General features: G+C 36.1%; 13 protein-coding genes. 8 read left to right on the top strand and 5 right to left on the bottom strand.

The features are described from left to right. Window position 1 precedes the first annotated feature (1 nt). The 4 genes from EDF66_RS00455 to ruvB all read left to right on the top strand — a co-directional run bounded on the left by EDF66_RS00455 (window position 2) and on the right by ruvB (window position 3,723). Complete coding sequence (locus EDF66_RS00455) at window positions 2-493, top strand: NADH-quinone oxidoreductase subunit C (protein ID WP_132839772.1); 492 nt, start codon at window positions 2-4, stop codon at window positions 491-493. A gap of 24 nt (window positions 494-517) precedes the next feature. Further along, window positions 518-1,714, top strand: a complete 1,197-nt coding sequence (locus tag EDF66_RS00460; RefSeq protein WP_132839773.1) for an NADH-quinone oxidoreductase subunit D — start codon at window positions 518-520, stop codon at window positions 1,712-1,714. Between the two features lie 239 nt (window positions 1,715-1,953). Further along, window positions 1,954-2,679, top strand: coding sequence for a polyprenol monophosphomannose synthase (locus EDF66_RS00465; protein WP_132768240.1), 726 nt, complete (start codon window positions 1,954-1,956; stop codon window positions 2,677-2,679). A gap of 21 nt (window positions 2,680-2,700) precedes the next feature. Then, complete coding sequence (ruvB, locus tag EDF66_RS00470; protein WP_021188218.1) at window positions 2,701-3,723, top strand: Holliday junction branch migration DNA helicase RuvB; 1,023 nt, start codon at window positions 2,701-2,703, stop codon at window positions 3,721-3,723. Between the two features lie 107 nt (window positions 3,724-3,830). On the opposite strand, the gene EDF66_RS00475 is transcribed toward ruvB, so the two are convergent. The 3 genes from EDF66_RS00475 to EDF66_RS00485 all read right to left on the bottom strand — a co-directional run bounded on the left by EDF66_RS00475 (window position 3,831) and on the right by EDF66_RS00485 (window position 8,381). Beyond that, the gene (locus EDF66_RS00475) at window positions 3,831-4,382 is read right to left on the bottom strand and encodes a hypothetical protein (protein ID WP_132839775.1); all 552 of its coding nucleotides are present in this window, start codon (window positions 4,380-4,382) and stop codon (window positions 3,831-3,833) included. A 3-nt stretch (window positions 4,383-4,385) separates the two neighbouring features. Next, window positions 4,386-6,872 carry a S9 family peptidase gene (locus tag EDF66_RS00480; protein ID WP_021188215.1) on the bottom strand — a complete coding sequence of 829 codons (2,487 nt, stop codon included), beginning with the start codon at window positions 6,870-6,872 and terminating at the stop codon, window positions 4,386-4,388. Window positions 6,873-6,962: 90 nt separating this feature from the next. Then, window positions 6,963-8,381 carry an ATP-dependent RecD-like DNA helicase gene (locus tag EDF66_RS00485; protein ID WP_037524810.1) on the bottom strand — a complete coding sequence of 473 codons (1,419 nt, stop codon included), beginning with the start codon at window positions 8,379-8,381 and terminating at the stop codon, window positions 6,963-6,965. Window positions 8,382-8,474: 93 nt separating this feature from the next. Between EDF66_RS00485 and EDF66_RS00490 the strand changes: the two genes are divergently transcribed. Genes EDF66_RS00490 through coaD form a run of 3 tightly spaced genes read left to right on the top strand, consistent with a single transcriptional unit; the run spans window position 8,475 to window position 10,270 of the window. Continuing rightward, window positions 8,475-9,272 (top strand): DUF3822 family protein, encoded by a 798-nt coding sequence (locus EDF66_RS00490; protein ID WP_021188213.1) that lies wholly within the window; start codon window positions 8,475-8,477, stop codon window positions 9,270-9,272. Next, a complete protein-coding gene (gene rsmD / locus EDF66_RS00495) occupies window positions 9,263-9,796 on the top strand; it encodes a 16S rRNA (guanine(966)-N(2))-methyltransferase RsmD (RefSeq protein WP_021188212.1) in 534 nt (177 codons plus the stop codon). Before EDF66_RS00490 ends, rsmD begins: the two co-directional genes overlap by 10 nt. Window positions 9,797-9,799: 3 nt before the next feature. Next, window positions 9,800-10,270 carry a pantetheine-phosphate adenylyltransferase gene (coaD, locus tag EDF66_RS00500; RefSeq protein ID WP_132768230.1) on the top strand — a complete coding sequence of 157 codons (471 nt, stop codon included), beginning with the start codon at window positions 9,800-9,802 and terminating at the stop codon, window positions 10,268-10,270. Between the two features lie 269 nt (window positions 10,271-10,539). Here the strand turns inward: coaD and EDF66_RS00505 are convergent, their stop codons facing one another. Together EDF66_RS00505 and gdhA are read right to left on the bottom strand one after the other, a co-directional pair. Then, window positions 10,540-10,788 (bottom strand): hypothetical protein, encoded by a 249-nt coding sequence (locus EDF66_RS00505; protein WP_021188210.1) that lies wholly within the window; start codon window positions 10,786-10,788, stop codon window positions 10,540-10,542. Window positions 10,789-10,873: 85 nt separating this feature from the next. Beyond that, window positions 10,874-12,205: an NADP-specific glutamate dehydrogenase gene (gene gdhA, locus EDF66_RS00510; RefSeq protein ID WP_021188209.1), complete on the bottom strand. Its 1,332-nt coding sequence runs from the start codon at window positions 12,203-12,205 to the stop codon at window positions 10,874-10,876. 168 nt (window positions 12,206-12,373) lie between these two features. Here gdhA and EDF66_RS26540 point away from each other — a divergent pair, with 168 nt between their 5' ends. Continuing rightward, window positions 12,374-12,685 carry a DUF6660 family protein gene (locus tag EDF66_RS26540; protein WP_409049524.1) on the top strand — a complete coding sequence of 104 codons (312 nt, stop codon included), beginning with the start codon at window positions 12,374-12,376 and terminating at the stop codon, window positions 12,683-12,685. The last annotated feature ends 17 nt before the right edge of the window (window positions 12,686-12,702 follow it).

Below are 12,702 nucleotides of genomic sequence, written 5' to 3' on the forward strand. Positions count from 1 at the left end.
TATGAATATACACGAAATTTCAAAATCAATAACTGCGCAGTTCGGGGAAGAGGCTATCGAAAAGATTGAGGAATCGGGTTTGCAGTCTGCTTTATTTGTTAATAAATCATTTTTAGAACAAATCTGTTATTACCTGAGGGATCAAGAAGGCTTCTATTTTGATTTTTTAAATAATATTGCGGCAGTTGATTTAGGTGATGCTGGATTTTTGGTAACTTATCATATGACCTCTATACCATACCAACACACTTTGGTGTTAAAAGTTGCCGTTGCAAATGATCGTGATTTACAGCAATTACCCGAAGTACCATCGTTAGCCGCAGTGTGGAAAACTGCAGATTGGCATGAAAGGGAAGCTTTTGATCTCATGGGTATATTTTTCACGAATCATCCTGATCTTAGACGTATTCTACTCCCTGATGACTGGGAAGGATACCCCTTAAGAAAGGATTATCAAGACCCTGAAAGTTATCATGGCATAGCAATTAAATAAAATAAGAACTGGATAACCAAAAATATGTCGCATACGAAGTATACTGCAGCTTTAGAAAAATACCAACAACATTTAGATAGCATTGGCTCTCAAGAAATGATTATTAATATGGGCCCGCAACATCCATCTACCCATGGCGTGCTTCGGCTTCAATTGATTACAGATGGAGAGCTTGTAAAAGAAGTCATTCCACATTTAGGCTATTTGCATCGCTGTTTTGATAAACATGCGGAATCAATGAATTATGGTAAAAGTATTCCATTTACAGATCGTCTGGATTATTTATCATCGATGAATAATAGCCATGCATTTGTAATGGGGGTAGAGCGCATGCTCGGTATCGACGATAAAATACCAAAAAGAGTTGAATATGTACGTGTTCTGGTCTGCGAATTAAATAGAATAGCATCGCACTTAATTGGTATCGGTACCTATGGAATTGATATAGGTGCATTTACGCCGTTTATGTGGTGTTTTAGAGATCGGGAGCATATCATGAATATGCTTGAATGGGTATCCGGTTCACGCATGCTCTATAATTACATTTGGGTTGGAGGCTTATTTTACGATTTACCGGTAGGTTTTGAAGAAAGGTGTGCTGAATTTGTAACTTATTTTAAACCAAAATTGGTCGAACTCGATGAACTGTTGACCGAGAACCAGATTTTCATATCCCGAACAGCAAATATTGGTGTGTTGCCTGCAGATGTCGCGATCAATTATGGTGTTTCTGGTCCGATGTTAAGAGCTTCAGGAATCAAATGGGATCTGAGAAGAATTGACGGTTATTCTGTTTATCCAGAAATTGATTTCGAAATCCCTGTTGGAAAAGGAGAGATGGGAGCGCTCGGAGATTGCTGGGACCGATACAAAATCCGGGTCGATGAAGTAAAAGAATCTGTTAAGATTATCGAACAATGCTTGGAAAGACTATTAAAAGAATTTCCGCGTACAGATACATTTGACCCAAGAGCACTTGTACCTAAAAAGGTGAATTTAAAAGCACAGGACTATTATGTAAGAGCAGAAAATCCGAAAGGTGAATTAGGATTTTACTTTGTAACACAAGAAAAAACAGACATTCCTAAGCGTGTGAAAGCAAGAGGTCCGAGTTTTAACAATCTTTCCGTTTTACCTGAATTAGGAAAAGGAACCTTAATTGCTGATCTGATCGCTATATTGGGTTCTATGGACATCGTATTAGGCGAAGTCGATCGCTAATCGCTGTATTTGTAATTTTTGTGTTATCAAGACGCATCAACCCGCAAATTAGTTTGGTTTACCATTCCTTTATCCTATATTTGTAGTCTCATAATTTAAGTTTATAATTGGTTAATAAAAGTCTGCTATTGCAAAATAGTGGACTTTTTTATTTTGCAAAACACCTCATTATACCAATTAAACGCACGTCAAAATCCCAATAAAATTAGTAACTTTACCACACACAAAATGTTTTTAAAGTGGCCGATAGTTTAGTTATCATACCTACATATAACGAGAAAGAGAATATTGAAAAAATAATTCGCAAAGTATGCTCACTCTCAGTACCTTTTCATATTTTAATCGTTGATGATGGTTCTCCAGATGGGACTGCACAAATCGTAAAATCGCTTGAAGCGGAATTCAGAGGACGTTTGTTCATTGAGGAACGCAAAGGGAAATTAGGACTTGGCACTGCTTATATCCATGGTTTTAAATGGGCATTAGCACGAGAATATGAGTTTATTTTTGAAATGGACGCAGATTTTAGCCATAATCCAGAAGATCTAATTCGTTTAAGACAAAGTTGCTTAGATGGTGCAGATATGAGTATCGGATCTCGTTATATCAAAGGGGTCAATGTCGTTAATTGGCCGATGAATAGGGTTTTGATGTCCTATTTCGCATCTGTTTATGTACGGTTTATCACCGGAATCAATATCCAAGATGCTACAGCCGGTTTTGTGTGTTTTAGACGGAAAGTTCTTGAGCGTATACCGCTTGATAAAATTCGATTTGTGGGCTATGCCTTTCAGATAGAAATGAAATTTACGGCGATACAATATAAGTTTAATGTGGTCGAAGTACCGATTATTTTTACAGACCGGACAGAAGGTACTTCAAAAATGAGTACCAGTATTTTTAAAGAAGCTTTTTTTGGTGTTATTCAACTAAAGATTTCAAGTTGGACGCGAAAGTATAATTAAATTGAAGAAAGGAAAGCGTAAATGAATGAACACTTAGATCCAAATGCGGAAAACTTAAGTCATACAGACAGAGACATTGAACGTGTATTGCGACCTCAGGCTTTTGAGGACTTTACGGGACAGGAGAAAATTTTAGAGAATCTTAATATTTTTGTTAAGGCTGCAAAATTAAGAGGCGAGTCTTTGGATCATGTATTACTTCATGGCCCCCCAGGATTGGGTAAAACGACACTTTCCAATATTATCGCCAATGAGATGGGCGTAGGTATTAAAATTACTTCAGGACCCGTTCTGGATAAACCCGGTGACCTGGCGGGATTACTGACCAATCTGGAAGAGGGTGACGTCTTGTTTATAGATGAAATCCACCGGTTAAGCCCGATTGTTGAAGAATACCTCTATTCAGCAATGGAAGACTTCAAGATCGATATCATGTTGGAGACCGGACCAAATGCACGATCTGTGCAAATATCGCTTAACCCATTCACCTTAATTGGAGCAACAACACGTTCAGGACTATTAACATCTCCATTACGTGCGCGATTTGGGATTAATGCGCGATTACAATATTACGACGTTAAGTTATTGACCACCATAGTACTGAGATCTGCAGATATCCTAAAAACACCCATTACAGATGAAGGTGCCTATGAAATTGCAAGAAGAAGCAGAGGAACACCGCGTATAGCCAATGCCCTGTTGAGAAGAACACGGGATTTTGCACAAATAAAAGGAACAGGTTCTATTGAGCGAGAGATAGCAAAATATGCACTTAATGCCCTAAACGTGGATGAAAATGGTTTGGATGAAATGGATAATCGTATTCTGACCACCATCATAGATAAATTTAAAGGAGGTCCTGTTGGTTTAAAAACCATTGCTACTGCCGTAGGAGAAGATGAAGGTACAATTGAAGAAGTTTATGAACCTTTTCTTATTCAAGAAGGTTATTTAATGCGAACTTCGAGAGGGAGAGAATGTACTGAAGCTGCTTTTAGGCACCTAGGGCGAGCATATTCACATAAAGGTAATACACTATTTTAGTGCTAGAGTTATCTGAAAAATAGTAATTAAATGCTATGATGATGGTGGACATCTCTTAAATCTTGAAGATAAGAGAGCGAAAGCAAGTCATAGCATTTTAGTTTAACCTATTTGATGTACTTTTTCAAAATTTTCAAACTCCTGCTTTTAATCGCTGGAGTAGGGTTTATTCTCAATAAATATTCGACCTGTGCATAAAGTTCTTCTTTAACCCACGCATATTTTTTACTCATTTGATCTAAAATATCCATGCAATTTGCAGCTACAGCAACCGGACAACTTGGATCAGTTAACCATTTGAAAGAGACGTCAATTATGCAATCATATTCTTCATCAGACAAGCGGATATGATTTACTTTTGGAGAGGTGATGTATATTAATACTTTGCTATAACTTCTAGCGCAGCTCCAATTATTTAAATCTGTCAGATTTTTAATCAGCATTTGGTAGTTACTCTTGTCAAGCAAGGCTTTATCTTTTAAAACAATGGTCTCGAACATCCAGGCGCTTCTAAAGGCAAGTTGCTTATCCGCTTCATATGTAGACAGCGCCAAAAGATCAAGTAAAGATAATCCTTGTAAAATATCCAAAGAAAAATCCGCTACCTGATACTGAGTATAGATAGCGGAAAAAATTTCTAATTTTTGTTTTGTAATCATTGATTATCTACTCAACGGTATTTCTCTATTCATTTCAGTCATATTGACTTCTTCAATTTTTGAATCACCGATTAGGTATTCTGCAAAATAGTCACCCATTTTCCAGAAAAAATATTCTGTCATATCACCAAATCCGTGACGTTGACCAGGTAAAAGCAAGAAGTCAAAACGCTTATTTGCTTTGATTAAAGCGTTCACCATTCTAATAGAATTAGCCGGGTGTACATTATTATCAATATCACCAGTTGCAATCAGAAGCTTACCTTTAAGATTTTTTGCTAAGTCTGTATTTTTATCGATCTGATAAGCAAATGTAGTATCGCCTTTGGCACTAATTTTCTCCGTTACACCATGATGTCTTTCACTCCACCATCTGTTGTAGATGTTATTTTCATGATTTCCAGCACCAGAAACAGCTACTTTGAAGAAATCAGGATATACCAACATTGCTGCAGTTGACATAAATCCACCACCCGAATGTCCTGTAATTCCAACACGGTTGATATCAATAAACTTGTAGCGGTCTGCCAATTGTTCAGCAGCGGCCTTTTTATCTTCCAATCCATAATCCCTTAAGTTACCATAGCCAAATGTATGGTACCATTGTGATCGAGCAGGATGACCACCACGGTTACCCACTGTAATGACAATCATGCCAAATTGTGCTAATCGGTCAATTCTATCCATGCTTCTACCAAAAGACTGATTTACAGCCTCCGTTTGTGGTCCAGGATAGATATATTCCACAATGGGATAAGTTCTGGTGCTATCAAAATCAAATGGTTTATACATAACACCATATAGATCAGTAATACCGTCACCAGCTTTTACTTTAAATGGTTGCGGAAACTTATAACCAGCAGCAAAAAGTAAAGATAGATCCGCCTTTTCTAAGGTCATTAATTTCTTACCATTTGTATGGTATAAAGCGATTTCTGGAATCGTATTTACCCTAGAAAAATTATTAACAAAGTAACGAGAACTTTCACTGACATCAACCTGATGATCAAAGTTTCCTGGGTTTAATAATTTTAGATTTCCACCATTAAAGCCCACACTGTAGTGATGTAAATAATACGGATCTTCATTTTTTTCTCGACCATTAGCCGTGAAATACAACGTTCTTGTTGCCATATCAGATCCTGTAATTTCTTCACAATTGAAAGATCCACTTGTCAACTGCTGTTTCAAATTACCTTGATTATCATACAGGTAAAAATGTCCCCAGCCATCACGTTGTGACCAATGGATAAACTCAGCACCATTATTAATTAATAAAGGCTTTTTGATATCCTGATAAACGTTAGATCTCTCTTCAACTAACACTTTAATTGAGCCGTCTATATTAACCTTAACCAAATCGATACGTTTCAAATCACGGCTAGAACGTGCGATGTAAAATGCCTCATTTGACCCTAACCAGTAATTGATAAAATAATCACCCTTGTAGCTATTTTTATCTGTGGTTTTAGACCAATTACTTATCGTTTGATTTTTAAAAGCATCAACTTTTATCTGTTTGTAAGTTTTATCAGAAGCCTTGAAGATGAACATTTGAGTTTCCGTAGAATCTACTTCACCTGGCATCTGGTATTTATAGGTCTCTAAAGTAGGACGTTTACTTCCTACGTTATTAATCACCCATAACGGGTTTAAACTTCTGTTATCTTTACGTGTAATAACAAAATGCTTACCATCAGGAGACCAGTTCATCCATACACGCTTGCGCTTCACAAGATCTTCATCTTTCTTATCGTCGCCTGTAGTGGTGCTATATTCATCACCCGCCCAAGCATAATATTGTACGCCATCTTTAGTGATCTGATGTTCTACAATTGTTGAATCTTTTTCATTCTTAACCGCTTTTTCATAATTGGCGCGATCCATCCAGTACAAATTAAAGTCCTTAGCAAAGTAGACGGTATTGGTATCAGGAGAGAAGGTTGCCCATGATAGAGGCTGTTTCTCTTTTGATTTATCGCTTAGCTCAATGACTTTCTGTGTTGCCAGATCATATTCCAGATAGAAAAGCTTCTTTTTTATCGTGTCAGTTTTCACTTTCAGCTTCTCAATCTCTTCTTTGGACTTTACTGTATCTTTCGTACTGGCAACCTCAAATCTGATTTTCTTCTCATCTTTTGTAAATCTTAAATTCTGAAGAGACAGATGTTGAGCATCAAATGGATTTTTCACAATCTTAGTAATTTGTGCCGCTAATTTTTCATTATCGAAAAGTGTTTCTTTTTTATTGGCAGCAGGATCCACTAGGTACCAGTTTTTTCCTTGAGGTGTAGTGAAATCGTACCAGAAGCGATCAGAAAAGTTTATCCAATTTGGTTTAACCGTAGTAGAAAAAATCATTTTCTTAAGCCTATCTGGCGAAAATTTTGACGCTAACAGGTAGTTTGCTTTAGGTGGTGAGGTTGATTCTTGGGCTGTAGCATAAAAACATGATAGCAACAGTCCTAAGAATAAGTAAATCTTATTCATTCTTTAGTTTTATGTGAAATTTATAAATCAAAAGTATTAAGTAATCACATGAGAAAGAAGCAAGTCTTGTAAAATTTTAGTTAAAGAGCCCTAAGAGTAGAACTTTTCATTAAAATTGACTAAAAAGAGCTCTTCTGTAGCCCGGGTAATTCCAGTATATAGCCACCTTAAAAACTCGGTAGTCAACATTTCATCTGTCAAATAGCCTTGGTCGACAAAAACAGCTGGCCATTGTCCACCCTGAGCCTTGTGACAGGTAATCGCAAAAGCAAATTTTATCTGTAACGCATTATAATAGGGATCTTTCTTAATCGCTTCCAGTCGATCCTGTTTTAAGAAAATATCTTCGTAATCCAGCGCCACTGCCTCGTATAGTTTTTTCTGTTCCTCATAAGGAAGATTAGGGCTGTCTGTATAGAGACTATCCAGAATAACACGGCAGGTTATTGGTTCTTGATTTTGAGTATCCATAAATTCAAGAGTAATATCCGCAAACCGAAATCCATGTTGCTCATGCACGTTGCTTACTTTTCTTATTTTCGCCATATCACCATTAGCAATAAAGCCATTTTCAATCCCATTATCTTGAAGCCAAAAATAATTATTGCGTACGACCATGATATGATCCCCACCTGTAATCTCCTCGTCTCGAAATAGAATCTGGTTACGGATATGCTGATTGTATAAGTTAGCAGACTTATTGCTACGACAGATTATCATTGTATTTTCGATTCCGAACTTATCATATGCATAATTAATTCCCTCAATTAAACGTTCACCTGTCATTCGGTAAATATCTTTAAATCCATTTGTTATGAATTTAGGGAAAGGGTAGGTGCCTTCCAGCTCTTCAAGATTTATTTCCTGACGGATCTTTGTCGCATTAAAAAGAATTCCAGAACTTTTCTGTTGCCGAACAACATCTGTCAATTCGAAGGTATAAGGGTGAAAATAAAATTCATGCTCTAAATAAGCCGGATTAAGAGCAGGGCTTTCCCACAGACCCACCGGCGGTAGCTGGGCGGTATCACCCACAAACATGATCGAACAGTTTTTACCGCTTCGTACATATTTCACAAGATCGTCCAATAAGCTTTTCGAAAACATGTTGACGCTTTCATTCGATATCATGGAAGATTCATCGATAATAAATAATGTATCTTCATGCAGGTTTTCAGCTAAAGTGAAATCCAGCTGAAAAGAAACCGCATTTTTCTTACGGTATATTTTCTTGTGGATGGTCAGTGCAGGTCTACCCGAATAGAAACTCATTACTTTTGCTGCTCGACCCGTAGGAGCAAGCAAGACCGCTTTCTTCTTGATATAAGGAAGGGTTTTCACGAGAGCGGAAATGATCGTTGTTTTACCTGTTCCGGCATAGCCCTTTAATACAAAACAATCTTGCGTATGAAAAGAACTCAGAAATTGAGCTAACAGTTCAAAAACAGAATTTTGTTGCGGAGTCGCTGTCCAAGGAAAGCGTTGGATCAATAAATCTTTAATAAGCACCATCAAAGTTATCTAAAAGGTTTGTCTTATCGTTTAGAAAAGTTAATTTTGTTAGGTTGTACAATTTAATAATTGAATTTGGAAAGCATAAATATGAATTATATATCGGAGAAGTTTAATATCCATTTTTTGCCAGAATACACCTTATCTGCGAAAGCGGGTTTTAGCAAAGATGTAATTGCAGTTACAGACAAGCAGTTAAATCTGAATCTGTTGCTAGAATATGACGCCGAAAACCCAAAATTGGATGCTACTCAAATCCTAAGTTTACCTTTTCGATATGTTAAGGTGGTCATTCCTCATCAAAGTTTAACATTCATTCCTAAGGAGGTTTTTCAAGAAGATCGATTAAGCGAATATGCACCATACTTGGTAGAACATGTTCCCAATCATATTCACACCTATGAAATGAAAAATTTGGGAATTGTTGCCGTGTTTGAATACGATCTCATCTTATATAATAGATGGAAAGCGCTTTTCCCTGATGCAGAAATTTTCCCTGAGTTCTGCATTATATTAGATCAGGCGCAAGATCTTGTTCCAATTAGAGGTTCCGTTTTAGGTGTACATTTTGTATCCGATCATTTGGTAGATTTATACTTGTTTCAAAATGGGCAATTCATGTTGTATAATTCTTTTGATGTGCATTTTGCAGATGATTTAAATTACTACATTTTAAATATTATACAACAATTTTCACTAACTGATCAAGTTTCTAAAGTATTGGTATCAGGCGAAATACCTAATGATACCTATCGTAAATGTTTAGAAAGATATTCGACAACCATAGCGCACTTAGAATCTAAAAGTAAGGCTCATATCAATAAGGATATCGAAGGAATCAATTTTAAAAAATATAATACATTATTTGACGCGATACTATGCGAATAATAGGAGGGCAATATGGTGGTATACGTCTTAATCCACCCACAAACTTACCAGTAAGACCAACTACAGACATCGCAAAAGAGGCTTTGTTTAATATTCTACAAAACCGACTGGATTTTGATGAACTGAATTGTTTAGATTTATTTGCAGGTACTGGTAATATCAGTTTTGAATTAGCTTCTCGATACGCAGCTTCAGTTGAATCAGTAGACCTGCATTTTAAATGCGTTCAATATATTACGGATACAGCAAAGAAAATGAACATATCCACTATAAAAGCTAAAAAAGCAGATGTATTCAAGTATATTCAAACAGCCAAAGGTAAGTTTGATTTTATCTTTGCTGATCCACCATATGATATTCCAAAACTGCCGCAGCTGGCACACCTTATTTTAGATAGCGGACTTTTGGATAAAGAAGGCTTATTGATTATTGAACATCCTTCCACCCGGGAAATGGATCCACATCCAAATTTTATTGAAAAACGGAAGTATGGATATTCATCATTTTCATTTTATACTATTTAAATTATGAAGATTGCTGTTTTTGCAGGATCCTTTGATCCTTTTACATTAGCACATCAAGACTTAGTGGAGCGTGCTTTACCTCTTTTTGATAAGATTTATATCGCAGTTGGAGTAAATAGTGCCAAACAGGGCTTATTAACTGTAGAAGACAAGTTATATACGATTCAGGCTGTTTTCAAAGATCATCCGGCAATTGAAATCGTTTCATTTGAAGGGTTAACGATTAATTTCTGTAAAAAGGTCGGCGCTAATTTCTTGCTAAGAGGACTTCGCAATACTGCTGACTTTGAATTTGAAAATAGCATTGCACAAAACAATTTATTGTTAGCTCCGCAGATCGAAACCTATTTCTTGATGAGCAGGAGTGGACTTGCCCATATCTCTTCGACTATCGTTCGGGATGTCTGGAAAAATAAGGGCTCCATTGCTCAAATGGTTCCGCCCGAAATAGATGATTTTTTGAAAAATAAATAGCTAACGTACAAAAAAAGGATATCCAGTCGGATATCCTTTTTTTTTGTTAAAAGCACTTATTTATTATACCAAATTATATTTTGTGTACTTATGTAGCTCTTTGTTTTACAATGCTTTACACAGCTTACATATACTCGAGGTACAACTAAATTAGCTATGTTGTAGAAAATACAGAAATACGCATACCTTATGACCAAATTTAATTTTGTTTTAGATGTTATCAATTTCTAATGAATTGATAATAAGTATTTTGTATCAAATTTATTAACCTATGAATCATATCGATCAAAGGCAACAATAAAGGATTTTCGCATGATACTGAAGTGGTTTAACACTTCCGCGATAAAGGTTTCATCCAGTAATTCGAAGACACCATTCACACCGCCTACGATATCGGTTTCTGCAATCTTATATGACTGTTCCAATGTCCCTTGTTCAAACTTAATGATGAACTTTTGATTCATACCAAAGATGGATATCTTACAATCAGGATGTGGTAATTCTGCTAATATTCTCATGTTGCTATTTTTTACAAAGTAAATAAAAAAACGGTTAATCCCACTTAGGGATTAACCGTTTATATGGAAAAAATACAACGTTAAATTAAACGATGCCTTGTTCAGTCATTGCTCGGGCAACTTTCAGGAATCCCCCAATATTTGCACCTTTTAAATAATTGATGTAATTTTTGTCATGACCATATTTAACACAAGTTTTGTGAATATTAACCATGATATCTTTTAGTTTACAATCGACTTCTTCTTTAGTCCATTGTTGGCGAATAGAATTTTGCGACATTTCTAAGCCAGATACAGCTACACCGCCTGCATTAGCAGCTTTCCCTGGTGCAAAACTAATTTTCGCATCGTGGAAGACTTTGATAGCTTCTGCTGTTGAAGGCATATTAGCACCTTCAGCTACACATTGACAGCCATTAGCAATTAATGTTAACGCATCCTCTTTTGTTAGCTCATTTTGAGTAGCACAAGGTAGCGCAATATCACATTTAAACGCCCAAGGCTTTTTGTCTGTAAAATACTTTGCATTCGGATATTTAACCACATATTGATCTAAATCACGTCCGATAGTTCCGATGTACGCTAATTTTTCAGAAGTAATTCCTTCTTCATCATAGATTGTTCCTTGACTATTTGATAGCGTAATTACCGTAGCACCTAATTGGATTGATTTCTCAGCAGCGTAATACGCTACATTTCCAGCACCTGAAATAGCAACGATTTTGTCTTTTAAATCCTGATTATTGAAATCATAGATGCATTCAACAAAATAAAGTAAACCATAACCAGTAGCCTCCGGTCTCGTGTAAGATCCACCCCAAGAACTTCCTTTGCCTGTTAATACGCCTGTAAATGCATTTTGCAATCTTTTATACTGGCCAAATAAATAACCAATTTCTCGTGTTCCAACGCCGATATCTCCAGCTGGTACATCTGTATCCGGACCGATATGTCTAAACAGCTCGGTCATAAAGCTTTGACAGAAACGCATGATTTCAGCATCTGACTTTCCTTTCGGATTAAAATCTGCACCGCCTTTACCGCCACCTATAGGTAAACCTGTTAAACTATTTTTGAACACCTGTTCAAAAGCTAAAAATTTTAAGATACTTAAGTTGACAGAAGGAGCAAAACGTAATCCACCTTTATATGGACCTATAGAACTACTCATCTGCACGCGGTAACCTCTATTGATTTCAACCTCGTTCTTGTCATTTAACCAAGCAACGCGAAAAGAAATAACGCGCTCAGGTTCAACTAATCTTTCTAAAATTTTCAGCTTAAGTAATTCTGGATGACTTTTAGAAATAAATGGAATTAAATCCTCTGTAACTTCTTGTACAGCTTGTAGAAATTCTGGTTCATTCGGATTGCGTTTCTCAACGTAATTTATGAATTCGTTAAAAGTGTTTGACATGTATTATAGTAAATTTTCCCTTTTGAATTGCTAATATATAAAAATTAATCTTATTTCATTACATTTTTTTTATAAAAACTTACAGTTATGTGTGAAAATTAAAAATAGCCGTTTAATTTCATATTCTTGATTAATTTATTATTTTTGTAGTAGATTCAATCGATAAATTTGAAGATATTCGTCTATATATTATGCTTATACTTCATCGGGTTAACGATGGTTCCTTGTGCAGACCAAGTGCAGGAGGCCACGGCTATACACATAACCGGAACGCAAGATAAGGGTCATTCTGATGAACATCAGGACTATTGCTCACCTTTTTGCATCTGCTCTTGTTGTTCTACTGTATTGAATATCGAACAAACAAATACCATTTCCTTTATTATAGTATTACTAGAATCAAAACGAAAAATTGCGTACGAAACCAATTTATATTCGTTTGATTACTCTAGTATTTGGCAACCGCCCCAGCTCGCATAATTTTACGATAAAGTCTT

It is taken from the genome of Sphingobacterium sp. JUb20 (assembly GCF_004342035.1).
In the GTDB taxonomy this organism is placed as follows: Bacteria; Bacteroidota; Bacteroidia; order Sphingobacteriales; family Sphingobacteriaceae; genus Sphingobacterium; species Sphingobacterium anhuiense.